This window comes from Burkholderia sp. KL41 (assembly GCF_057005415.2).
The window spans coordinates 3,031,666-3,054,099 of the sequence record NZ_CM174447.1 but is presented as its reverse complement, the minus strand read 5'-3'; the positions used below and the strand labels follow the sequence as shown (position 1 = coordinate 3,054,099).

General features: G+C 68.5%; 19 protein-coding genes. 14 read left to right on the top strand and 5 right to left on the bottom strand.

Annotated elements, in window-relative coordinates; all coding sequences use genetic code 11:
• Window positions 1–68 precede the first annotated feature (68 nt).
• Entirely contained in the window at window positions 69–1,028 is a 960-nt protein-coding gene (locus tag PQB87_RS31030) for a LysR substrate-binding domain-containing protein (RefSeq protein WP_059687587.1), read from the bottom strand.
• 184 nt (window positions 1,029–1,212) lie between these two features.
• Between PQB87_RS31030 and PQB87_RS31025 the strand changes: the two genes are divergently transcribed.
• The 3 genes from PQB87_RS31025 to PQB87_RS31015 are packed head-to-tail and all read left to right on the top strand — an operon-like array spanning window position 1,213 to window position 4,430.
• Window positions 1,213–2,346, top strand: coding sequence for a M20 aminoacylase family protein (locus PQB87_RS31025; protein ID WP_489243215.1), 1,134 nt, complete (start codon window positions 1,213–1,215; stop codon window positions 2,344–2,346).
• A gap of 50 nt (window positions 2,347–2,396) precedes the next feature.
• Window positions 2,397–3,194, top strand: coding sequence for an ABC transporter substrate-binding protein (locus tag PQB87_RS31020; RefSeq protein ID WP_489243214.1), 798 nt, complete (start codon window positions 2,397–2,399; stop codon window positions 3,192–3,194).
• 51 nt (window positions 3,195–3,245) lie between these two features.
• The gene (locus PQB87_RS31015) at window positions 3,246–4,430 is read left to right on the top strand and encodes a porin (RefSeq protein ID WP_489243213.1); all 1,185 of its coding nucleotides are present in this window, start codon (window positions 3,246–3,248) and stop codon (window positions 4,428–4,430) included.
• 49 nt (window positions 4,431–4,479) lie between these two features.
• Here PQB87_RS31015 and PQB87_RS31010 read toward each other — a convergent pair whose 3' ends face one another.
• Window positions 4,480–5,499 carry a zinc-dependent alcohol dehydrogenase family protein gene (locus tag PQB87_RS31010; protein WP_059687591.1) on the bottom strand — a complete coding sequence of 340 codons (1,020 nt, stop codon included), beginning with the start codon at window positions 5,497–5,499 and terminating at the stop codon, window positions 4,480–4,482.
• A gap of 127 nt (window positions 5,500–5,626) precedes the next feature.
• Here PQB87_RS31010 and PQB87_RS31005 point away from each other — a divergent pair, with 127 nt between their 5' ends.
• Together PQB87_RS31005 and PQB87_RS31000 are read left to right on the top strand one after the other, a co-directional pair.
• Window positions 5,627–6,538 (top strand): LysR family transcriptional regulator, encoded by a 912-nt coding sequence (locus tag PQB87_RS31005; protein ID WP_153490032.1) that lies wholly within the window; start codon window positions 5,627–5,629, stop codon window positions 6,536–6,538.
• 241 nt (window positions 6,539–6,779) lie between these two features.
• Entirely contained in the window at window positions 6,780–7,673 is an 894-nt protein-coding gene (locus PQB87_RS31000; RefSeq protein ID WP_059687593.1) for a DMT family transporter, read from the top strand.
• A 197-nt stretch (window positions 7,674–7,870) separates the two neighbouring features.
• Here the strand turns inward: PQB87_RS31000 and csgH are convergent, their stop codons facing one another.
• The gene (csgH, locus tag PQB87_RS30995; RefSeq protein WP_153490031.1) at window positions 7,871–8,191 is read right to left on the bottom strand and encodes a curli-like amyloid fiber formation chaperone CsgH; all 321 of its coding nucleotides are present in this window, start codon (window positions 8,189–8,191) and stop codon (window positions 7,871–7,873) included.
• A gap of 70 nt (window positions 8,192–8,261) precedes the next feature.
• The gene (locus tag PQB87_RS30990; protein WP_153490029.1) at window positions 8,262–8,411 is read right to left on the bottom strand and encodes a curlin repeat-containing protein; all 150 of its coding nucleotides are present in this window, start codon (window positions 8,409–8,411) and stop codon (window positions 8,262–8,264) included.
• Window positions 8,412–8,830: 419 nt separating this feature from the next.
• On the opposite strand from PQB87_RS30990, the gene PQB87_RS30985 reads away from it, so the two are divergent.
• The 6 genes from PQB87_RS30985 (at window position 8,831) to PQB87_RS30960 (ending at window position 14,978) form a co-directional block, all read left to right on the top strand.
• The gene (locus PQB87_RS30985; RefSeq protein ID WP_059589405.1) at window positions 8,831–9,550 is read left to right on the top strand and encodes an SDR family oxidoreductase; all 720 of its coding nucleotides are present in this window, start codon (window positions 8,831–8,833) and stop codon (window positions 9,548–9,550) included.
• Window positions 9,551–9,767: 217 nt separating this feature from the next.
• Entirely contained in the window at window positions 9,768–11,726 is a 1,959-nt protein-coding gene (locus PQB87_RS30980; protein ID WP_489243212.1) for an arylsulfatase, read from the top strand.
• A gap of 15 nt (window positions 11,727–11,741) precedes the next feature.
• Window positions 11,742–12,791, top strand: coding sequence for a formylglycine-generating enzyme family protein (locus PQB87_RS30975; RefSeq protein ID WP_060064879.1), 1,050 nt, complete (start codon window positions 11,742–11,744; stop codon window positions 12,789–12,791).
• Complete coding sequence (locus PQB87_RS30970; protein ID WP_060320817.1) at window positions 12,788–13,606, top strand: MetQ/NlpA family lipoprotein; 819 nt, start codon at window positions 12,788–12,790, stop codon at window positions 13,604–13,606. The genes PQB87_RS30975 and PQB87_RS30970 overlap by 4 nt, the downstream gene beginning before the upstream one ends.
• Window positions 13,600–14,586: a flagellin N-methylase gene (locus tag PQB87_RS30965; RefSeq protein WP_489243211.1), complete on the top strand. Its 987-nt coding sequence runs from the start codon at window positions 13,600–13,602 to the stop codon at window positions 14,584–14,586. The genes PQB87_RS30970 and PQB87_RS30965 overlap by 7 nt, the downstream gene beginning before the upstream one ends.
• A gap of 65 nt (window positions 14,587–14,651) precedes the next feature.
• Window positions 14,652–14,978, top strand: coding sequence for an antibiotic biosynthesis monooxygenase family protein (locus tag PQB87_RS30960; protein WP_059494543.1), 327 nt, complete (start codon window positions 14,652–14,654; stop codon window positions 14,976–14,978).
• Window positions 14,979–15,200: 222 nt separating this feature from the next.
• Here PQB87_RS30960 and PQB87_RS30955 read toward each other — a convergent pair whose 3' ends face one another.
• Window positions 15,201–16,133, bottom strand: a complete 933-nt coding sequence (locus PQB87_RS30955) for a LysR family transcriptional regulator (protein ID WP_021161672.1) — start codon at window positions 16,131–16,133, stop codon at window positions 15,201–15,203.
• Window positions 16,134–16,338: 205 nt separating this feature from the next.
• Between PQB87_RS30955 and PQB87_RS30950 the strand changes: the two genes are divergently transcribed.
• The 3 genes from PQB87_RS30950 to PQB87_RS30940 all read left to right on the top strand — a co-directional run bounded on the left by PQB87_RS30950 (window position 16,339) and on the right by PQB87_RS30940 (window position 22,273).
• Window positions 16,339–17,112 (top strand): putative hydro-lyase, encoded by a 774-nt coding sequence (locus PQB87_RS30950; protein WP_027790773.1) that lies wholly within the window; start codon window positions 16,339–16,341, stop codon window positions 17,110–17,112.
• 102 nt (window positions 17,113–17,214) lie between these two features.
• The gene (locus PQB87_RS30945; protein ID WP_021161674.1) at window positions 17,215–18,513 is read left to right on the top strand and encodes an MFS transporter; all 1,299 of its coding nucleotides are present in this window, start codon (window positions 17,215–17,217) and stop codon (window positions 18,511–18,513) included.
• A gap of 121 nt (window positions 18,514–18,634) precedes the next feature.
• Window positions 18,635–22,273, top strand: coding sequence for a hydantoinase B/oxoprolinase family protein (locus PQB87_RS30940; protein WP_489243210.1), 3,639 nt, complete (start codon window positions 18,635–18,637; stop codon window positions 22,271–22,273).
• The last annotated feature ends 161 nt before the right edge of the window (window positions 22,274–22,434 follow it).

The window sequence follows — 22,434 nt, the reverse complement described above, 5'->3', positions numbered from 1 at the left end:
GGCGCGGGCACGGCCACGGCCACGCCGCGCATGCGGCGACGCGGCGGCCCGCCCGTGTTCGCCGCGCGTCAGATCAGCAGCGACAGCGTCCTGAACAGCGCGAGATCCGCCTTGCGTGCCGATCGCGCGTGGCGGCGGATCACGTGCAGCAGGCAGTCGATGAAGCAGCGCGCCGCGTCGCTCAGCGTGCTGCTGCGCCGCGTGACGATCCCGAGGTCGCGCGGCTCGAAAGTCTCCTTCAGCTGCAACGCGCGCATCCGTTCGCCGAACGGCGGCACCGCAGCGAGAATCGTCGGGCACCACGTGCACATGTCGGCCTGTTCGAGCATCGTCTGCAGCATCGCCGCCGACTGCGCGCGGACGATGCGCCGTTCGTCGATGTCCGCACCGTGGCGCGTGAACAGGTAGTCGACGAGCGCGGCCTGCCCGTCGGCCGCGAAATTCAGCACCCAGTCGTTCTCGAGCAGGTCGTGGATCGATCGCGCGCGTTCGCGCGGATGGCCGGCGCGCACCATCACCGATGTCTCGTAGCGCAGCATCGGCTCGAACGCGAATTCCTGCGTGCCGCCCGGTTGCACGTGCCCGAGCGCGAAATCCATGCTGCCGTCGCGCAACAGCGGCTGCGCGACGGCCATCAGCGCCTCGTAGAGTTCGAGGCGCACGTCGGGCATCCGCTCGCGAAAGCGCAGCACCGTTTCCGCCAGGAACGTCATCGTGAGCCACGGCGTCACGCCGATGCTCAGCCGGCCCTCGATGCGGCCGCGCATGCGTTCGAGATCGCTCTGCGCATGTTCGAGCTGCTTCAGCACGAGCTTCGCGTGCGTGAGCAGCGTCTTGCCGTATTCCGTGAAGCCGATCCCTTCCGGCGCGCGCACGAGCAGCGGCAGGCGCTCGCCGGCCTCCAGTTCGCGCAGCGCGCGCGTGACGGCCGCCTGCGACAGCCCGAGCGTGCGCGCCGCGCCGCGGATGCTCCCGGCCTCCGCGCTCGCGACGAGCGCCTGAAGCTGATGCAGCCTGATCGTACCCATGGCGTGATACCCGACAACGAAAGGTTGTCATCATAACGAAACCGCGGCTGTTCGCCGGGATTTTCGCTGCCTACGATGCGGCCACGATCGGTCATTCGGGCGATCGTCAACCAGTGTACATCGAGGAGAATCGGGGTTGAACCACAGACCAGTCCAGCCTGAATTGGCGGCCATCGAGACAGAGATGATTGCGCTGCGCCGACGGCTGCACGCGCATCCGGAGCTCGGCTTCGAGGAACATGCGACGAGCGACCTCGTGGCCGGCTTCCTGACAACGTGGGGTTATCGGGTGACGCGCGGGCTCGGCGGCACGGGCGTGGTCGGCACGTTGACGCGAGGCGCCGGGAAGCGGCTCGGGCTGCGCGCCGACATGGACGCACTGCCGATCCGCGAGGCGACCGGGCTGCCGCATGCGAGCCGGTGCGACGGCGTGATGCACGCATGCGGCCACGACGGCCATACGGCGATGCTGCTGGCGGCGGCGCGGTGCCTGGCCGAGCGCGCCCGCTTCACGGGCACGCTGAACCTGATCTTCCAGCCGGCCGAGGAAGGGCTCGGCGGCGCGAAGCGGATGATCCACGACGGGCTGTTCGAGCAGTTTCCGTGCGATGCGGTGTTCGCGATGCACAACGTGCCGGGCCTGCCGGCCGGCGTGCTCGGCTTCTGCGACGGCCCGGCGATGGCATCGGCCGACGAGGTGCGCGTGCGCGTGACCGGGCGCGGCGGGCATGGCGCGGCGCCGCATACGACGATCGATCCGGTGGTCGTCTGCGCGTCGATCGTGATGGCGCTGCAGACCGTCGTGTCGCGCAACGTGAACCCGCAGGACCTGGCGATCGTGACGGCCGGCTCGATCCATGCGGGCACCGCGTCGAACGTGATCCCGCCGCACGCGGATCTGGCACTGAGCGTGCGCGCGCTGTCGCCGGACGTGCGCGCGCTGCTCGAACGGCGCATTCGCGAGATCGTGCACGGGCAGGCCGCGAGCTACGGCGCGACGGCCGAGATCGATTACAGCCACGACTATCCGGTGCTCGTCAATCACGCGGCGGAAACCGCCTTTGCGCGCGACGTCGCCCGCGAATGGGGCGGTGACGGCGCGTTGATCCCCCATCTGCGGCCGATTGCGGCAAGCGAGGACTTCGCATTCATGCTGAACGCTTGCCCCGGCAGCTACCTGTCGATCGGCAACGGGGACGGCAACGGCGAAGGCGGCGCCGGATGCGGGCTGCACCATCCCGGCTACGACTTCAACGACGCGTGCCTGGCCACCGGCGCGAGCTACTGGATTGCGCTGGCGGAGCGCTATCTCGCGTGACGCGCCCGCATGATCTTGACTGACGATTCACACGAGGAAGGAGACTGGCAATGAAGCAGTGGAAGCAATGGAAACGGATGGCGGCGCTCACGTTGGCGCTGGCGGCAGGGGCGGCGCATGCGGGTGACTGGGCGGGCAGGGAGATTCGCCTCGCGGTCGATCCGACTTACCCGCCGCTCGAGTACAAGCTGCCCGACGGCACGCTGACGGGCTTCGGGATCGACATCACGAATGCGTTGTGTGCGGAGCTGCATGCGCGCTGCGTGTGGGTCGAATCGAGTTTCGACGGGATGATTCCGGGGCTGCTCGCGCGCAAGTTCGACGTCATCGCGTCGTCGATGACGATTACGCCGAAGCGGCAGCAGCAGATCGCCTTCACGAACCGGATCTCGAATGCGCCGGCGCGCCTCGTCGCGCGCAAGGGTTCGCCGCTGCTGCCGACGGCCGACGCGCTGAAGGGCAAGCGTGTGGGCGTCGAGCAGGGCTCCACGCAGGCCGACTATGCGATCGCGAACTGGCAGCCGGCCGGCGCGCAGATCGTGTCGTACCCGAACCAGGACCAGGTCTATGCCGATCTCGTGACGGGCCGGCTCGACGCGGCGTTCCAGGCATCGATCGCGGCGAGCGACGGTTTCCTGAAGAAGCCGCAGGGCAGGGATTTCGCGTTCGTCGGCGCGGCGATCGACGACGCGAAGTATTTCGGGCAGGGCGACGGGCTCGGGCTGCGCAAGCAGGACAACGACCTGCGCGACGCCTTCAACCGCGCGCTCGCGACGATCCTCGCGAACGGCACGTACCAGCGGATCAACCGGAAGTATTTCGACTTCGACATCTACGGCACGAAGTAAGCGGTGGCGCCATGCCTGGCGCGGTAACGACAAAACAAATAAGGATGACGGATGAACTGGAGACTGATTTTCGTCGCGATGCCGGCACTGTGCGCCGCGCCCGCGTTCGCGCAAGGCAGCGTCACGCTGTACGGCCTCGTCGATGCGGGCATCGACTACACGAACAATGTCGGCGGCCACGGCGCGTGGCAGATGGCGAGCGGCTTCGCGCAGGGCAGCCGCTGGGGGCTGAAGGGCAGCGAGGATCTGGGGGGCGGCTACAGCGCGCTGTTCCAGGTCGAGAACGGCTTCAACGTGAACAGCGGCACGCTCGCGCAGGGCGGCCGCATGTTCGGGCGGCAGGCGTACGTCGGCCTCGGCAGCGCGCGGTTCGGCACGCTGACGCTCGGCCGGCAATACGATGCGGTGGTCGACTATCTCGCGCCGACCACCGCGAACGGCAGTTGGGGCGTCTATCCGTTCTCGCATCCGCTCGACAACGACAACACCGGCAATACGTTTCGGGTCAACAACACGGTCAAGTATGCGAGCCCGGATTTCGCCGGCTTCTCGTTCGGCGGCACGTACAGCTTCAGTAACGACACGGGCTTTGCGAACAACCGGCAGTGGAGCGTCGGCGCGCAGTACGAGCAGGGCGGGTGGCTCGTCGGCGCGGCCTTCGTGAATGCGGACAACCCGGGTGCGACGCCGGGCGGCGCGATCGCGGGCTCGGGATCGGTCGGCGCCGATGCGAACTTCGCGTCGGCGCGGCTGCGGATCTTCGGTGCGGGCATCAACTACACGGCGGGGCTCGCGACGGTCGGGTTCGCGTACACGAACAGCAACGTCACGCGGCCGACCGCGAACGTCGGTTACCTGTTCGGCGACGAAACGATCGAGCCCGTGACCGGCCCGCTCGCAGGCGGCACGGTGACGTCGATCAAGTACCAGAACTTCGAAGTGAACGGCAAATACCAGTTCACGCCCGCGCTGTTCGTCGGGGCGCAGTACGTGTACACGACGGTGCGCTACGACGCGACGACGGGCACCGCGAAGCCGAAGATCCATTCGCTCGGGCTGATGGCCGACTACACGCTGTCGAAGCGCACGGACGTATACCTGATGGGCGCCTACCAGCGGATCGCGGGCGACGCGACGGGCTCGTCGCTCGACCAGGCCTATGTTCCCGGCGCGGCGGACCTGTCGTCGACCTCGAAGCAGCTGATGATTCACGCGGGGATCCGTCACCGGTTCTGACGTTGGAGGCAGCGGGCGAAGCCGCCCGCTGCCCGTCACCCCGATGCGCTTACCGCGCGACGCGGATCACGACCTTGCCGAAGTGCTGACCCGACTGCAGGTACGCATACGCCTGCGGCGCTTCGTCGAAGCCGAACACGCGATCGACCACCGGCTTGATCCGCTTCGCGTCGACGAGGCGCACGACGTCGTCGAGCATCGCGCGGCTGCCGACCATGATCCCCTGCAGCCGCCGGATCCCGCCGATCAGCGACAGTAGCCCGAGCTCGGGGCCGCCGAAGCTGCTGAGGCCGCCGATCACCGATACGGTGCCGCCCATCTTCGTCGCGGCGACCGAGCGCGGCAGCGTATCCTTGCCGCCGACTTCGACGACCAGATCCGCACCCGCGCCGCCAGTGAGCCGCAGCACGTCGTGTTGCCATTCGGGCGTGGCGCGATAGTTGATGGTTGCGTCCGCACCGAGCGCGCGGGCGCGTTCGAGCTTCGCGTCGCTCGACGACGTGACGATGGTGCGCAGCCCCGCGGCATGCGCGAGCTGCAGCGCGACGATCGACACGCCGCCCGTGCCGAGCAGCACGACGGTCGCGCCGGGCCCCAGGCCGCCGTCGGCGAACAGCGCGTTCCATGCGGTGATGCCCGCGCACGACAGCGTCGCCGCCTCGTCGTAGTCCAGATGCGCGGGAATCGCGACCAGCGCCGCTTCGTCGGACACGAAGTGCTCGGCCAGCACGCCGTCGAAATGCGAGCCGGGCGATCCCGAGGTTTTCTGCGGCGTCGGCGGCCCTTCGATCCAGCGCGGGAAGTAGGTGTTGATCACGCGATCGCCGGGCTTGAAGCGCGTGACGTCGCGGCCCGTTTCGATGACTTCGCCGGCGCCGTCGGCAACCGGAATCAGCGCTTCGTTGCCGATGCCGAGATAGTCGCCGCGCGCGAACATCAGGTCGCGATAGTTCAGGCCGGCCGAATGGATCTTCACGACGACGTCGGTCGGCCCGACCGCGCGGCGTGTCGCGTCGATGCGCCGAAGCCCGGCCACACCGTCGCCCGGTTTCACTTGCCATGCGTGCATGTCGACTCCTTTTTAGAGATAGTGCGGACTATCATAGTGTTGCGCGCAGGGACGCATTGACGATAATTCGGCCGATGACTGTCGCCTGCATGGACACAAACCTGTTATCCAACCGGAGCGAAATGGCATGGACGAGCGGCTGAGAGGCGTTGCCGAATTTGTCGACGTGGTGGATTCGGGCAGCTTCGCGGCGGCCGCGCTGCGGCTCGGCGTCACGCGCTCGGCGGTCGCGAAGGTCGTCGCGCGGCTCGAACGCCGTCTCGGCACCCGGCTGCTGCAGCGGACGACACGCCAGCTCGGCCTGACAGACGAGGGGCTCGTCTATTACGAACAGTGCCGGCGGCTGCTCGCCGAACTCGGCGAGACGGAGGCCGCGCTCGACGCGGGCCAGCGCGAGCCGGCGGGGCGGCTGCGCGTCAGCGTGCCCGTGCTGTTCGGGCGGCAATGCGTGGCGCCCCTCATGCGGCGCCTCGTGGAGCGCCATCCGCGGCTCGAAATCGACGTGTCGTTCAGCGATCGCGTGGCCGACCTCGTCAACGACGGCTTCGACATCGCGGTGCGCATCGGCGAGCTCGCCGATACGAGCGCGCTCGTCGGCCGCAAGCTCGGCGTGCAGCGCATGGGCATCTGCGCATCGCCCGCGTATCTCGATCGTCATGGCCGGCCGGCGGGGCTCGACGAACTCGCGTCGCACGTCGGCATCGCGTATTCGCGCGGCGGGCAACCGACGCCGTGGCCGATAGTCGGCGCGAACGGCGCGGTGCACGACCATCGTCCGGCCGGGCGCCTGCGGCTCGACGACCTGCAGGCCATTGCGGATGCGGCCGCCGCCGGCGCGGGCCTCGCGTGGCTCCCCTGTTGGTTGATGGCGCCTTACCTGCGCGACGGCCGCCTCGCGCTCGTGATGGACAGCAACAGCGTGTCGGGCGCCGAAGTGTTCGCGGTGCGGCCGGCATCGCGCCACGTGCCGTCGAAGGTGCGTGTCGTCATCGATGCGCTCGTCGACGAGATACCGAACATGCTCGCGTCGGATGGGTGAGGCGGGCGCGACGGTTGCGGTATCCCCGCGAAGCATGGTCGGCCAGTGCGGCGTATGATCGTCGCACACCCAATACGCCGGGGGCACGACGTGATGAAGCGCGAACCGCAGGTCGCCATCGCCATCTCAGCGACCGTTCCGAACCTCACCCGTTACACGGTTCTTCGGTGATGCGCGGGCGGGCATGCAGTCCCGGTGCGCATGGGGCAGATATCCCTGCAACAACCCGGCGCGCGCGTACATGACGACGATCGATACCACGAAGGCCGCGCGGCAACCCGGCTGGCTGCGCATCGCGCCCGCACTGTTCCTGCTGCTGTGGGCAAGCGGCTTCGTGTTCCTGAAGCTCGGCTTGCGTTATGCCGATCCGCTCACGTTCCTCGCACTGCGCTATGCGTGCGTCGTCGCGCTGCTCGCCGGCCCGTTCCTGTGGCTGCGCCCTGCGTTGCCGCGCACGGGGCGCGCATGGCGCGATCTCGTCGTGGTCGGCCTGTTGCTGCAGGCCGGTTATTTCGCGTGTACGTACCTGAGCCTGAAGCTCGGCATGTCGGCGGGCGCCGTCGCGCTCGTCACGTCGCAGCAGCCGATCCTCGTCGGGCTGCTCGCGCCGATGATTGCCGGCGAACGCGTCGGCGTGTTGCGCTGGATCGGGCTCGCACTCGGCGCCGCGGGCGCGGTGCTGGTGATCCTCGCGCGTTCGTCGGTCGATGTCGCGTCGCCTTGGGCGCTCGCGTTCGCGCTGTTCGCGCTCGCCTGCATCACCGGCGGGACGCTGTGGGAAAAACGCTTCGGCACCGACGTCCATCCGGTCACCGCGAACCTCGTGCAGTACGCGGTCGGTCTCGCGGTCACCGCGCCGCTCGCGTTCGCGCTCGAGCCGATGCACGTGCAATGGACCGCCGGGCTCGCCGGTTCGCTCGCGTACCTCGTCATCTGCAACTCGCTGATCGCGATCTCGCTGCTGCTCGCGATGGTGCGGTACGGCGAGGCGTCGCGCGTGTCGGCGCTGTTCTTCCTGATCCCGCCCGCGACGGCGCTGATCGCGCTCGTGGCGCTCGGCGAGACGATCGGCCCGCTCGCATGGCCGGGGATGGCGCTCGCGGCTGCTGGCCTGTTTCTCGTGATGCGTTACTGAATACCGAACCCGCGCGGGATGCGGGCCGGCGTGTCGATGCAGGCCGATTCGCGCGTGGCGGATCGCGCCGCGTCGCGTCGCGGCGCGCGATGCCGACGGTGGAGGGGCGGGCCGGCTGACCGCCGCGCGCGCCGATGCCGGTCGCGTCGCGCGGCAGGCGCTGGCCATGCGGCGCGACGCCGCCACGCCGCGCCGTATCAACCCGCCGTCCGATGCGGATTGCAGTCCACCGAATACTCCGCCTGCTCGCCGTTGACGTGCAGAACCAGGGTCGCCTTGCAGATATCGCTCGAATCGACGCTCAGCCGCAGCGTCGCGAGCGGCTGATCCTCGCCGCCCGCGAGCCGCGATTCGCCGGAGCGCGTCAGCGAGGCCGAGCCCGTGCCGCCGGTGCGGGTGATGCGCAGGCTGTACGACACGTCGACCGGTGCGGCCGCGCGCACGTGCGGCACGATATTCACGCCGCCGGCACTGGCGGCGATGTCGAAATAGGCGCTGAGATCGTGAATGCCGACCATGATCGTCCCCTGTCGAATGAAAAAAAGCCGAACGTGTATCCGTCCGGCCTTTCCGTTATGCCGGCGGCGTTTAGTGCTGCTTGACCGAAACGGTGTTGTTGAAGCCGTTCCGGTTGATGCTCGCGTAGTTGGCGTTGCCTCGTTGCACCAGCGTGGCGTTGTTGTTGTAGCCGGTCTGCGTCACGTAGCCCGGATTCACTTGTGCGCAATATGGCGGCACCCGATTTTCGGGTTATTCGTTCCTGGTCGAACGCGGCACATGGTGAGGGGATTCAGCAAGAGGCGTGCCTGTTGTCGTTTCAAATGGATTTTATTTTAATGTCATTATTCGTCTAACTTTTCAGATACATAATTCATTCGAATAAAACGTTTGCGGGCGCGATATTTAATTGACAAGCTTTCTTTCATATTCGGTGCATTAGGGTTAAATCAGACTATAATTCTCGCCAATCGTGATCTGGAAATTCCTTGCTCGGCTGAAGCGCAGCAAACGTAACGTGTTGCTACGGGCAGGCGCGTAACGACACGACGTAACTTCCGTTACGCACGTAGAATCGTCTGACCAAAGCACCGGTTCCGGGTCTTCACCCTGGAAACCTCTTTCCACGCTATTCATGTGAACGGACTTCGGGAGCACGCATGTCATCTCGCACCTATCTCGTCACCGGCGCAACGCGCGGCATCGGCCTCGCGGTCAGCACCTTGCTCGCACGGCACGGTCATCACGTCATCGGCCTCGCGCGAAATGTGCAGGGCATCGACTTTCCCGGCGAATTGCGCGCGTGCGATCTCGCCGACATCGAACAGACGGCGGCAACGCTTGCCCGTATCGGTGAGCAGCACGCTGTCGACGGTATCGTGAACAACGCGGGCATCGTGATGCCGCAACCGCTCGGACAGATCGATTTCCGGTCGCTGCAGACCGTGTTCGATCTCAACGTGCGGGCCGCGATCCAGGTTACGCAGCACTTCGCGGACGCGATGAAGGCGCGCGGCCACGGGCGCATCGTCAACATCTGCAGCCGGGCGATTTTCGGCAGTCTCGATCGCACCGCGTATTCCGCCGCGAAGAGCGCGCTCGTCGGCTGCACGCGCACGTGGGCGCTCGAACTGGCCGAACATGGCGTGACCGTCAACGCGGTGGCGCCGGGGCCGATCGAGACGGAACTGTTCCGGCTGACGCGGCCCGTCGGCAGCGAAGCCGAACGCAAGGTGCTCGCGACGATTCCCGCGCGCCGGCTCGGCACGCCCGACGATGTGGCGGCCGCGATCGCGTTCTTCCTGTCGGACGAGGCCGGCTTCGTCACGGGGCAGGTGCTGGCCGTGGACGGCGGCGGCAGCCTCGGCGGACGCAGCTGAAGTACGACGCGCCGCCGCGCCGCCGAGCCGTCGCGCGCGGCCCGGCGGCGGCCGGCTTCGGCACGCGGCGCGGGCGCGTGCATACGCGCGTGCTGATGGCCGGTATTCGGCTTGCGCGCATATTCCGCCGCCCCGTTAGCATGTGACGAATCGGACTTTGGGTGCCGCGCGCGCGACGCTAAGATCGCCGATCCCGTAGATCGTGCGTTCCAGAACGATGAAAAAGTCCGCTTCGCCGTTGCATGCTTTTCGTTTCCGTGTCGTCTGCGCCGCGATTGCCGGCGCGTTGTCGCTCGCATCGTGCGGCGGCGTCGACAGCGATGCGCCGTCGTCATCGACGAACCCCGCGCCACCGCTGGCGGCGAAACGCCCGAACATCCTGTACATCATGGCCGACGATCTCGGCTATTCCGACATCCATGCATTCGGCGGCGAGATCAACACGCCGAACCTCGACGCGCTCGTCGCGTCGGGCCGCATCCTGTCGAACCATCACACGGGCACCGTCTGCGCGATCACGCGCGCGATGCTGGTGTCCGGCACCGATCACCATCTGGTCGGCGAAGGCACGATGGGGGTACCGACCGACGAACGGCGCGGGTTGCCCGGCTACGAGGGCTACCTGAACGATCGCGCGCTGTCGTTCGCACAACTATTGAAGGATGCCGGCTACCACACGTACATCGCGGGCAAGTGGCATATCGGCTCGGGGATCGTCGGCAGCGCGACGGGCAGCGGGCAGACGCCGGACCAGTGGGGCTTCGAGCGCAGCTACGTGCTGCTCGGCGGCGCGGCGACCAACCACTTCGCGCACGAGCCGGCCGGCTCGTCGAACTACACGGAAGACGGCCGTTACGTGCAGCCTGGCCAGCCCGGGCAGCCGGGCGGTGCGGGCGGCAGCCCGGCCGTGTTCTATTCGACCGATTTCTATACGCAGAAGCTGATCTCGTACATCGATTCGAACAAGCGCGACGGCAAGCCGTTCTTCGCGTACGCGGCATATACGTCGCCGCACTGGCCGCTGCAGGTGCCCGAGCCATGGCTGCACAAGTACGCGGGCGTGTACGACGCCGGCTACGGCGCGATCCGCAATGCGCGGATCGCACGGCAGAAGGCGCTCGGCCTGATCCCCGCCGATTTCAAGCCGTTCGACGGCCTGCCCGAAACGACGGCGGCGTCGCCCGCGACCGCGAACAACGGCACCGCGAGCGCGAAGTACATCAGCGCGGTGCATTCGGCCGCCGACGGCTACAGCGACTACGGCGCCGGCAAGGTCGACAAGCTGTGGTCGAGCCTGTCGCCGGCCGAGCGCCGGGCGCAGGCGCGCTACATGGAGATCTATGCGGGGATGGTCGAGAACCTCGACTACAACATCGGACTCCTGATCCAGCACCTGAAGGACATCGGCGAATACGACAACACGTTCATCATGTTCCAGTCGGACAACGGCTCGGAAGGCTGGCCGATCGACTCGGGCGCGGACCCGACGGCGACCGACACCGCGAACGGGCAGGAGCCGGTCTACTCGACCCTCGGCACCGACAACGGCAAGCAGAACGCGCAGCGCCTGCAGTACGGTCTGCGCTGGGCCGAGGTGAGCGCGTCGCCGTTCCGGCTCACGAAGGGGTATTCGGCCGAAGGCGGCGTATCGACGCCGACGATCGTGCGCCTGCCGGGCCAGACGCAGCAGTTGCCGACGCTGCGCGCGTTCACGCACGTGACCGACAACACGGCGACGTTCCTCGCGATCGCGGGCGTCACGCCGCCGTCGCAGCCGGCGCCGCCGCTCGTCAACACGCTGACGGGCGTCGACCAGAACAAGGGCAAGGTGGTCTACAACAACCGCTACGTGTATCCGGTCACCGGCCAGTCGCTGCTGCCGGTGCTCACGGGGGCGGCGACGGGCGAGGTGCATATGACGCCGTTCGGCGACGAAGCCTACGGCCGCGCCTACCTGCGCAGCGCCGACGGCCGCTGGAAGGCACTGTGGACCGAACCGCCGCTCGGGCCGCTCGACGGGCACTGGCAGCTTTACGACCTCGCGTCGGATCGCGGCGAGACGACCGACGTGTCGGCGCAGAACCCGTCGGTGATCGGCACGCTCGTCGACCAGTGGAAGACCTACATGAGCAACGTCGGCGGTGTCGAACCGCTGCGTCCGCGCGGCTACTACTGATACCGGGGCGACACGATGCGGTTCCGGTTCTGGACGATCGGCGCGGCGCTGGCTGCCACGTTGTTCGCCGCCGCGTTCGCGGCCGGCTATGCGAATCCCGTCGCGCCGGGGGGCGACGCATTCGACGACGCGAATCGCGGCCGCGCGCTCGTGCCGCTCGGCTCGGAGCGGCAGTGTGCGCGCTATTCGGGGCTGCCGGCCGGATGGCGCGACGACCCGAAGGCCGGGATGGTGCACCTGCGCGGCGGCGCGTTCGTGTTCGGCAGCACGCGCGGCTACGCGGACGAGCGCCCGGTGGGCGACGGCCGCACGCGCGTCGGCGGGTTCTGGATCGACCAGACCGACGTGACGATCGCGCAGTTCGCCGCGTTCGTGCAGGCAACCGGCTACGTAACCGAGGCCGAGCAGCAGGGCGGGGCGGCCGTGTTCCATGTGCCGACACGCGACGAGATGAATGCGCGCGATCTCGCGTGGTGGTCGTGGGTGAAGGGCGCGTCGTGGCGCCATCCGCGCGGGCCGGGCAGCGGCGTCGACGGGATCGGCAACCTGCCCGTCACGCTCGTCACGCAGCGCGATGCGCTCGCGTATGCGCGGTGGCTCGGCCGCGACCTGCCGACCGAGGCCGAATGGGAATACGCGGGCAAGGCCGGCCGCGACGACGCGTCGCTCGACGCGGCGCCGCGCGACGCGCAGGGCAAGCCGGCCGCGAACTACTGGCAGGGCGCGTTCCCGGTGCTCGACACGGCCGAGGACGGCCACGCGGGGCTCGCGCCCGTCGGCTGCTACGCGGCGAACGGGTTCCGGCTCTACGACATGATCGGCAATGCGTGGGAATGGACGAAGGACGCCTATACGGGCCCGCACCAGTCGCATACCAACGGCGACACGGCGGCCGTCGCGCCGCCGACGCGTCGGCACGATACGCCGATGGTCATCAAGGGCGGCTCGTTCCTGTGCTCGCGCGATTACTGCGTGCGCTATCGCGCGTCGTCGCGTGAACAGCAGGAAGCCGATCTCGGCGCGTCGCATATCGGGTTTCGCACGATTCTGAGGGATGCGTCATGAAGCGCGTCGTGCACTACCTGGGCGCGTGGCTGATGGTTGCGTGCGGGGTCGTTCATCCGGCTTTGGCCATCGCCGCTGAATCGACTGCAGCGACTGCAGCGGCCGTCCGCGTCGGCGTGACGCGCGGCGTGCACGCGCAGATCCTCGACGAAGTGAAGCGGGTCGCGGCGTCACGCGGATTCGGCATCGACGTCGTCGAATTCGACGATGCGTCGCGCATCGACGCGGCGCTGGCCGATGGCCGGATCGACGCGGCCAGCTTCGAGGATGCGCAACAGCTTGCCGCGACGCGCGCGCAGAAACGCTACGCCCTGACCGGGATCGCGCCGACCGTCACGCTGCCGATGGCGCTTTATTCGCGCAAGCTCAAGAACCTGAACGAACTGCAACCCGGTGCGACGGTCGCGATTCCCGCCGATCCGCGCGGGATGGCGCGCGCGCTCGTGCTGCTGCAGAACGACACGCTGGTGACGCTGCGCGAGCAGGCCGGCCTGCATGCGACGCTGCGCGACGTGACCGGCAACCGGCTCGGGCTGAAACTCGTCGCGCTGCGCCGCGAGCGCCTTTACGCGGCGCTCGACAAGGCCGCGTTCGTTGCAATCGACAGCGACGATGCGGCGCGTGCCGGGCTGCAACCCGCGCGCGACAGCATCAGCCTCGAGGACGCGCGCTCGCCGTATGCGAACGTGCTGACGGTGCGCGATGCCGATCGCGCGAAGCCGTGGGTGACGCAACTCGTCGCCGCCTATCACTCGGACGACGTCGCGCGCTTCATTCTTACGCGCTACCAGGATTCGGTGCGACGGCCGTGGTAGACACCTACCTGCTCGCGTGCAACGCATGCGGACGCTGCTGCAACAGCGCGCCGACGCTGTCGTTGCGCGAACTGTTCCGGCATCGGCATCGCTTCGTCGGTGCGCTGACGATCCGTCGCGTGCCGAAGCGGCGGATCGGCGAGCGCTGGCGCGCGGGCGGCCGCGAGCACGCGCTCGATGCCGACGATGTCGCGGCTTCCGATGCGCTGGCCGGGCAGTTGTTTCATCGCGCTGGCGGCGCGGGGAGCGAATGGATCGCGCTGACGCTGCAGGGCTACGACTATCCGTCGCTCGGCCGTTGCGCGGCACTGGCCGACGACGGCCGCTGCAGCGTGCATGCGGACAAGCCGTCGATCTGCGGCGCGGTGCCGCTCGATCCGATGCTGCCCGACCGGTTGCAGTCCCGAGTGCTGGCCGCGCGGCGCGACGATGCGGGATGGCTTGGCGCGAACTGCATTGTCGACACCGCGGGCGCGCAGGCTCCCGTCGAATCCTCCTTCCCGATTCCGCTGGTGACGGCCGGACAGGTCGCAGACCGCGCGGCGCTCGATGCGTATCGCGATGCGCTCGTGTTCGAGCGCGCGGTGTGGCGCGACGCGGTGTTCGCATCGTTGACCGGCGGCGGGCAGGAGGGACATCGCGCGCTGTCGCGGCTCGCGCCCGGCGGGTATCTGACCGTGTCGATCGTGCCCGTCCTGTTCGCCGTTGCGTCGGTATCCGCGCATTGCCGCACGCTGTGCATCGACTTCATCGACGCTCAGCGTGCATTGATCGCCGCGAATATCGACGCGGCACTCGCACGCCGCCACGCCGGCGACCGCCCGGCGACGCGCGAGTTGCGCGGCTTCGGGGAGGCGCTCGAACGTGCACGGCACGCGCTGGCCGCGATGCCGGCGCCCGCGGCCGGCCTGCGTGAAGATGCGCCGCGCATCGACGCGTGGCTCGCCGGCCGGGCCGGCGCCGATCCGCTGGCCGCGTGACGATCGCGCCACGCCGCGCATGCCTTACAATCGCCGCTCTTTCAATCGCTTTCGATGGAGCTGGCATGTACGCGTCGACCTTCATTTTTCGCGCCGGGCAATACGACGACGAATTCCATCGGCTCGACCGGCAGATCGCCGACATGGCGCGCGCGACACCCGGCTATCTCGGCGAGGAGACGTGGGAAAACGCCGAATCGGGGCTGATCCAGAACGTCTATTACTGGGAGTCGGAGGCGGCGCTGCAGCAGTTGATGCAGCATCCGGCGCATCGCGAGGCAAAGGCGAAGCAGGCGCGCTGGCTGGACGGCTATCGCGTCGTGATTTCGAAGGTGCTGCGCGAGTACGGCGACGGCAAGCTGACGCAGCCGCATGCAGGGTTATCCGCGTGAATGGCTGTCTGATTCATTTATTTCGCATTGCAGATAAGTAACGGAGCGCCGCGTCTGGAAGCCCACGCTTGAACGCGGGTTTTCGCGGCAACGCGCGCAATCAATTCTTCATCAAGCTCCACCTACCCACGGTCTACGGGGCCACTGACCCGCCCCCGTCCTGGTCACAAGCGAGATACACGCTCAGGAACCCGAAAAACACGGCTTTGCGCGACCCACGCCTCAAAGCGCTTCAACCAACCGCCGCGTACTCTTCTCGCAATACTCGTGACACGCGACCCGCGCCGCAATCGACGCGCCGTGCACGAACCTCGGCGCATCCGCCCGCCGCGACATCGACACGACGATCGACGGCGGTGACGGCTGCAGCGGCAGCTCGACGACTTCGCCGCTCTCGATCAGCGCATCGACGAACAGCACCGGAATCGCCGCGACACCGAAACCGTCGCGCACGAGCTGAACGATCACGGAGATGGAAGGCGACCCGGTGATGCGCGTGTCCGACAGCGGCACGCCGTGCGCATGCGCAAGGGTACGGACGATATCCTCGAGCGCGCGGTGGGGCGCCGTACCGCGCCCATACGTGAGAATCGGCTGGCGCAGCACCTGCCGCGCGAGGCCCGAGCGCGTATTCGGCAGCAGCCCCGCCCGCGCGATCCAGCGCACCGGATAGTTCGCGAGCGCATCGCACACGACCGACGCTTCGTCGCTGCCTTCCACGCGGATGATCAGGTCGAGCTCGCCGGCCATCAGCCGGCGCTGCAGCACGACGCTGACGTCGACGGTCAGGTCGATTTCCAGCTGCGGATAGTCGGCCGCCAGCCGCCGCATGTAGTGCGGCAGCCAGCTGTGCACGACGGTTTCGATCACGCCGAGCCGCAGCTTCCCGCGCAGCGCACTTTCGCCGGACGCGGCGGCCAGCAGTTCCTGCGTCGCCTCGACCACGGCTTTCGCGTAGCCGAGCAGGTATTCGCCGTTCGGCGTGAGCCGGAACTCGCGGCTGTCGCGGTCGACGAGTACCGTCTGCAATTCGTCCTCGAGCGCCTTCAGGCGCTGCGAGATCGCGGCCGGCGTCGCGTGCAGCGCGGCGGCCGTCGTGCGGAAGTTGCGCAGCTTCGCGAGCGTGACGAAGGTTTCGAGAAAACGCGTGTTCATGGCGGTCGGACGGAGCGTGGATGCGCACTTTGCCGGTGAGGAAAAGTGAACGGTGCCGGGGAAAACCCGAAGATCTGTTAAGAAATTCTATACACGAAGCGCAAAAAAACTCGTTGGCGACAAAATTTTTTCTTTTCTATTCTTCGCCGTATCCGATGACACGGCACCGTCATCCCGACGACACACCGACAAGCGACAGAACCTCATGACGCCTTCCGAATTCCGCCAGTCCGTGCGCCGCGGCGCATTCCGCGGCCCGACCGCGGGCCATTGCGGTCCGTACGCGCAAGCGAACCTCGCGATCCTGCCCGATGCGTACGCGCACGATTTCCTGCGCTTCTGCCAGGCGAACCCGAAAGCCTGCCCGCTGCTGGGCGTCGGCGAACCGGGCGCGTTCCGGGTCGACGCGCTCGGCGAGGATCTCGACATCCGCACCGACGTGCCGAGCTACAACGTCTACCGCGACGGCCGCCTGACCGAGCGCGTCGAGTCGCTGGACGCGCTGTGGCGCGACGATTTCGTCGTGTTCGCGATCGGCTGCTCGTTCTCGTTCGAGGACATGCTGGCCCGCGAAGGGATCGGCCTGCGCCACGTCGAGGAGGGGCGCAACGTGCCGATGTACCGCACGTCGATCCCGAACCGCCGGGCGGGAATCTTCGGTGGCCAGCTCGTCGTGTCGATGCGGCCGATGCGCGGCGCCGACGCGATCCGCGCGGTGCAGGTCACGAGCCGGTTTCCGGGCGTGCACGGCGCGCCGATCCATCTCGGCGATCCGCGCGAACTGGGCATCGCCGACCTGAACGCGCCCGAATTCGGCGACGCGGTGACGATCCGCGACGGCGAGCTGCCGGTGTTCTGGGCGTGCGGCGTGACGCCGCAAACCGCGCTGATGGACGCGAAGCTGCCGATCGCGATCGCGCACACGCCCGGCCACATGCTGATGACCGACATCACGAACGCGTCGCTGGCCGTATTCTGATCCGGGGCGACGACGGCCCGCACCACATAGCGCACGACATACCGCACCACATACCGCACGCACGACCGCCGTTTGACGGCGCATCACGACAGGAGCATCACCATGGAAAGCAAGACCCTCGCGGCAAGCGCCGCGGAGCCCGCGAGCCCCGAACGCAACGGCCTGTTCTCGTGGTACGGCGACGCGCAGCCGCGCGAGCGCCGCGCGTTCTGGAGCTGCAAGGTCGGCTACATGCTCGACGGGATGGACACGCAGATGCTGTCGTTCGTGATCCCGACCCTCGTCGCGACCTGGGGCATCTCGTTCGCGGATGCGGGCTTCATCGGCACGGTCACGCTGCTCGCGTCGGCGGCCGGCGGCTGGATCGCCGGCATCCTGTCCGACCGGATCGGCCGCGTGCGCACACTGCAGCTCACGGTGCTGTGGTTCGCCGTGTTCACCGCGTTGTGCGGGCTCGCGCAGAACTACCATCAGCTGCTCGCCGCGCGCGCGCTGATGGGCTTCGGCTTCGGCGGCGAATGGACGGCCGGCGCCGTGCTGATCGGCGAAGTGATCCGCGCGCGCGACCGCGGCAAGGCGGTCGGCCTCGTGCAGTCGGGCTGGGCGATCGGCTGGGGGCTGTGCGCGCTGCTGTATGCGCTGCTGTTCTCGGTGCTGCCCGCCGAGCAGGCGTGGCGCGCGCTGTTCCTCGTCGGGCTCGCACCGGCGCTGCTGGTCGTCGCGATCCGCCGCTACGTGAAGGAGCCGGACGTCTACGAGAAGGAGAAGGCCGCGCAGGCGAAAGTGGCCGACGCGCCGCGCCTCACCGAGATCTTCGCGCCGAAGCTGATCACGACGACGCTGCGCGCGGCGCTGCTGACGACCGGCGCGCAGGGTGGCTACTACGCGATCACGACGTGGCTGCCGACCTTCCTGAAGACCGAGCGCCACCTCACGGTGATGGGCACCGGCGGTTATCTGGCGATGATCATCTTCGGCTCGTGGGTCGGCTACCTGACGAGCGCGTACCTGACCGACCGCCTCGGCCGCAAGCCGAACTTCATCCTGTTCGCGCTCGGCTCGATGGTGATCGCGTTCGCGTATACGTCGCTGAACCTGACCAACGCGTCGATGCTGTGGCTCGGTTTCCCGCTCGGCTTCTTCGCATCGGGCATCTTCTCGGGGATGGGCGCATTCCTCACCGAACTGTTCCCGACCCGCGTGCGCGGCTCCGGCCAGGGCTTCTGCTACAACGTGGGCCGCGCGATCGGTGCGCTGTTCCCGTTCCTGATCGGCGCGCTGTCCAAGCAATACGGGCTCGGCATGAGCATCGGCATCTTCGCGGTCGCCGCATACGGCGTGGTGATCGTCGCCGCGCTGACGCTGCCCGAGACACGCGGCCGCGAACTCGACGCCGCCTGAACCGGCGGGGCGGTCCGCCCCGCGTTGTCCTCCCCCTTTCATCGCCCCCGTGACATGGCGCGCCGCGCGCGCCGTGCGGCGGCGCTCGTCCCTCGATTTCACGACGCATCGACCCGACATCATGACTGACCGACACGACACCCCCGTTTCCTCCGACGCCGCGCGCTGGCAATTCTGGATCGACCGCGGCGGCACGTTCACCGACATCGTCGCGCGCCGGCCCGACGGCACGCTCGTCACGCACAAGCTGCTGTCGGAGAACCCCGAGCAGTATCGCGACGCGGCCGTGGCCGGGATTCGCCACCTGCTGGGCCTCGCGGCCGGCGAGCCGATCACGCCCGAGCGCGTCGACATGGTGAAGATGGGCACGACGGTCGCGACCAACGCGCTGCTCGAACGCAAGGGCGAACGCACCGCGCTCGCGACGACGCGCGGTTTTCGCGACGTGCTGCGCATCGCGTACCAGAACCGGCCGCGCCTGTTCGATCTCGACATCGTGCTGCCCGACGCGCTGTACGAAACCGTCGTCGAGATCGACGAGCGCATCGGCGCGCACGGCGACGTCGTCGTGCCGCTCGACGCGGAGCAGGCCGAGGCGTCGCTGCGCCGCGTGTACGACTCGGGCGTGCGCGCGCTCGCGATCGTGCTGATCCACGGCTATCGCTACACCGCGCACGAACGCGCGCTGGCCGCGCTGGCGCGCCGGATCGGCTTCACGCAGGTATCGGTGTCGCACGAGGTGTCGCCGCTGATGAAGATGGTGTCGCGCGGCGACACGACCGTCGTCGACGCGTACCTGTCGCCGATCCTGCGTCGTTATGTCGAGCAGGTGGCGCACGAGATGCCGGGCGTGAACCTGCAGTTCATGCAGAGCAGCGGCGGCCTCACGCGTGCCGACGCGTTCCAGGGCAAGGACGCGATCCTGTCGGGCCCGGCCGGCGGCATCGTCGGGATGGTGCGCGCCGCGCAGGCGGCCGGCTTCGAGCGCGTGATCGGCTTCGACATGGGCGGCACGTCGACGGACGTGTCGCATTACCACGGCGAGTTCGAGCGCGTGTTCGAGACGCAGGTGGCCGGCGTGCGGATGCGCGCGCCGATGATGAGCATCCATACGGTGGCCGCCGGCGGCGGCTCGGTGCTGGGCTTCGACGGCGCGCGGCTGCGCGTCGGGCCCGAGTCGGCCGGCGCGAACCCGGGGCCGGCCGCGTACCGGCGCGGCGGCCCGCTGACGGTGACCGACTGCAACGTGATGCTCGGCAAGATCCAGCCCGATCATTTCCCGCGCGTGTTCGGCCCGCACGCGGACGAACCGCTCGACCGCGACGGCGTGGTCGCGAAGTTCGCCGCGCTCGCCGACGAGATCCACGCGGCGACCGGGCGGCGCGAGACGCCCGAGGCGCTCGCCGAAGGTTTCCTGGAAATCGCGATCGGCAGCATGGCGAACGCGATCAAGAAGATCTCGGTGCAGCGCGGCCACGACGTGTCGCGCTACGTGCTGACGACGTTCGGCGGCGCGGGCGGCCAGCATGCATGCGGCGTGGCCGACGCGCTCGGGATGACGCAGGTGTTCGCGCACCCGCTCGCGGGCGTGTTGTCCGCATACGGGATGGGCCTCGCCGACCAGACCGCGATGCGCGAGCGTGCGGTCGAGGCCGTGTTGTCCGACGCGTCGCTGCCGGCGCTGAACGCGGCGCTCGACCGGCTGGCCGACGAGGCCGTCGGCGCGCTGCTCGAACAGGGCGTGCCGCAGGCGCGGATCGCGATCGAGCGCCGCGTGCACCTGCGCTACCAGGGCACCGATTCGACGCTCGACGTGCCGGCCGGCAGCGTCGCCGCGATGCAGCAGGCATTCGAGGCCGCGTACCGGCAGCGCTATGCGTTCCTGATGCCCGGCACGCCGCTGGTGGCCGAACTCGCGTCGGTCGAGGCGATCGGCCGCTCCGACGCGCCGGTGGAGATCGCCCCGCTCGCGCCGCGCGGCGGCGCTGACGCACTGCGCGCGCATTCGGCGGTGCGCTTTTATTCCGGCGGCCGATGGCACGACGCGGCGCTCTACGTGCGCGACACGCTGCTGGCCGGCGACGCGATCGACGGTCCGGCGATCGTCGCGGAACAGAACGGCACGACCGTCGTCGAGCCCGGCTGGCGCGCACAGATGACCGCGCAGGGCAACCTCGTGCTGACACGCACGACGCCGCTGCCGACGCGCCGCTCGCTCGGCACCGACGCCGACCCGGTGCGGCTCGAGATCTTCAACAACCTGTTCATGTCGATCGCCGAGCAGATGGGGCTGCGGCTGCAGAACACCGCGTACTCGGTGAACATCAAGGAGCGGCTCGACTTCTCGTGCGCGATCTTCGACGGCGACGGCAACCTGATCGCGAACGCGCCGCACATGCCGGTGCACCTGGGCTCGATGGGCGAGAGCATCCGCACGGTGATCGAGCGCAACCGCGGCCGCATGCGCGACGGCGACGTGTTCATGCTGAACGATCCGTATCACGGCGGCACGCACCTGCCGGACGTGACCGTCATCACGCCGGTGTTCGCGGACGGCTCGGACGCGCCGCTGTTCTACGTCGGCTCGCGCGGCCACCACGCGGACATCGGCGGCACGACGCCGGGCTCGATGCCGCCCGATTCGACGCATATCGACGAGGAAGGCGTGCTGATCGACAACTGGCAGCTCGTGTCGGCCGGCACGCTGCGCGATGCGGAAACCCGCGCGCTGCTCGCGTCGGGCCGTTACCCGGCGCGCAACGTCGAGCAGAACATGGCCGACCTGCGCGCGCAGGTCGCCGCGAACCAGAAGGGCGTCGACGAGCTGCGCCGGATGGTCGCGCAGTTCGGGCGCGACGTCGTGCTCGCGTTCATGGGGCACGTGCAGGACAACGCGGAAGAAGCGGTGCGGCGCGTGATCGGCGCGCTGCAGGACGGCGCGTACCGCTACCCGCTCGACAACGGCGCGGAGATTCGCGTCGCGATCCGCGTCGACCGGGCCGCGCGGCGCGCGGAAATCGACTTCACGGGCACGTCGGCGCAGCTCGACAACAACTTCAACGCGCCGAAGGCCGTGTGCATGGCCGCCGTGCTGTACGTGTTCCGCACGCTGGTCGGCGACGACATCCCGCTGAATGCCGGCTGCCTGAAGCCGCTCACGGTGATCGTGCCGGCCCGCTCGATGCTGAATCCCGAGTATCCGGCGGCGGTCGTGTCGGGCAACGTCGAGACGTCGTCGGCCATCACCAACGCGCTGTACGGCGCGCTCGGCTGCGTTGCGTCGAGCCAGGGAACGATGAATAACTTCACATTCGGCAACGATCGCTACCAGTACTACGAGACGATTGCGGGCGGCAGCGGTGCCGGCGACGGCTTCGCGGGCGTCGGCGCGGTGCAGACGCACATGACGAACTCGCGGCTCACCGATCCGGAGGTGCTGGAATGGCGCTACCCGGTGCGGCTCGATTCGCACCGCATCCGCGCCGGGTCGGGCGGCGGCGGCCGCTGGCGCGGCGGCGACGGCGCGGTGCGGCGGATCCGCTTCCTCGAGCCGATGACCGCGTCGATCCTGTCGAACAACCGGATCCACGCGCCGTTCGGCGCGGCGGGCGGCGAGGCCGGCGCGCTCGGCCGCAACACGATCGAGCGCGCGGACGGCACGGTCGAGGCGCTCGAGCATATTGGCCGTGCGCAGATGGCGCCGGGCGACGTGTTCGTCGTCGAAACCCCGGGCGGCGGCGGATACGGCGCGGCGGGTTGAGCCGGGCGACCGGCGTGGGCGACCGGCGTGGGCGACCGGCGCCGGCGCCCCGCGCCGGCGCGCGGAAAACATTGCAACGGACTGTGGAATAAAGCCGTGCATTAATGCCCGAACGGAATCAAAAAATACGGAAAACCGGGTCGCAGGAACGCGATCCGACC

Excerpts from the sequence above, each read along its gene's own strand:
- PQB87_RS31030 (WP_059687587.1), bottom strand. The coding sequence starts at position 1,028 with ATGGGTACGATCAGGCTGCATCAGCTTCAGGCGCTCGTCGCGAGCGCG.
- PQB87_RS31025 (WP_489243215.1), top strand. The coding sequence starts at position 1,213 with ATGATTGCGCTGCGCCGACGGCTGCACGCGCATCCGGAGCTCGGCTTC.
- PQB87_RS31020 (WP_489243214.1), top strand. The coding sequence starts at position 2,397 with ATGAAGCAGTGGAAGCAATGGAAACGGATGGCGGCGCTCACGTTGGCG.
- PQB87_RS31015 (WP_489243213.1), top strand. The coding sequence starts at position 3,246 with ATGAACTGGAGACTGATTTTCGTCGCGATGCCGGCACTGTGCGCCGCG.
- PQB87_RS31010 (WP_059687591.1), bottom strand. The coding sequence starts at position 5,499 with ATGCACGCATGGCAAGTGAAACCGGGCGACGGTGTGGCCGGGCTTCGG.
- PQB87_RS31005 (WP_153490032.1), top strand. The coding sequence starts at position 5,627 with ATGGACGAGCGGCTGAGAGGCGTTGCCGAATTTGTCGACGTGGTGGAT.
- PQB87_RS31000 (WP_059687593.1), top strand. The coding sequence starts at position 6,780 with ATGACGACGATCGATACCACGAAGGCCGCGCGGCAACCCGGCTGGCTG.
- csgH (WP_153490031.1), bottom strand. The coding sequence starts at position 8,191 with ATGGTCGGCATTCACGATCTCAGCGCCTATTTCGACATCGCCGCCAGT.
- PQB87_RS30985 (WP_059589405.1), top strand. The coding sequence starts at position 8,831 with ATGTCATCTCGCACCTATCTCGTCACCGGCGCAACGCGCGGCATCGGC.
- PQB87_RS30980 (WP_489243212.1), top strand. The coding sequence starts at position 9,768 with ATGAAAAAGTCCGCTTCGCCGTTGCATGCTTTTCGTTTCCGTGTCGTC.
- PQB87_RS30975 (WP_060064879.1), top strand. The coding sequence starts at position 11,742 with ATGCGGTTCCGGTTCTGGACGATCGGCGCGGCGCTGGCTGCCACGTTG.
- PQB87_RS30970 (WP_060320817.1), top strand. The coding sequence starts at position 12,788 with ATGAAGCGCGTCGTGCACTACCTGGGCGCGTGGCTGATGGTTGCGTGC.
- PQB87_RS30960 (WP_059494543.1), top strand. The coding sequence starts at position 14,652 with ATGTACGCGTCGACCTTCATTTTTCGCGCCGGGCAATACGACGACGAA.
- PQB87_RS30955 (WP_021161672.1), bottom strand. The coding sequence starts at position 16,133 with ATGAACACGCGTTTTCTCGAAACCTTCGTCACGCTCGCGAAGCTGCGC.
- PQB87_RS30950 (WP_027790773.1), top strand. The coding sequence starts at position 16,339 with ATGACGCCTTCCGAATTCCGCCAGTCCGTGCGCCGCGGCGCATTCCGC.
- PQB87_RS30945 (WP_021161674.1), top strand. The coding sequence starts at position 17,215 with ATGGAAAGCAAGACCCTCGCGGCAAGCGCCGCGGAGCCCGCGAGCCCC.
- PQB87_RS30940 (WP_489243210.1), top strand. The coding sequence starts at position 18,635 with ATGACTGACCGACACGACACCCCCGTTTCCTCCGACGCCGCGCGCTGG.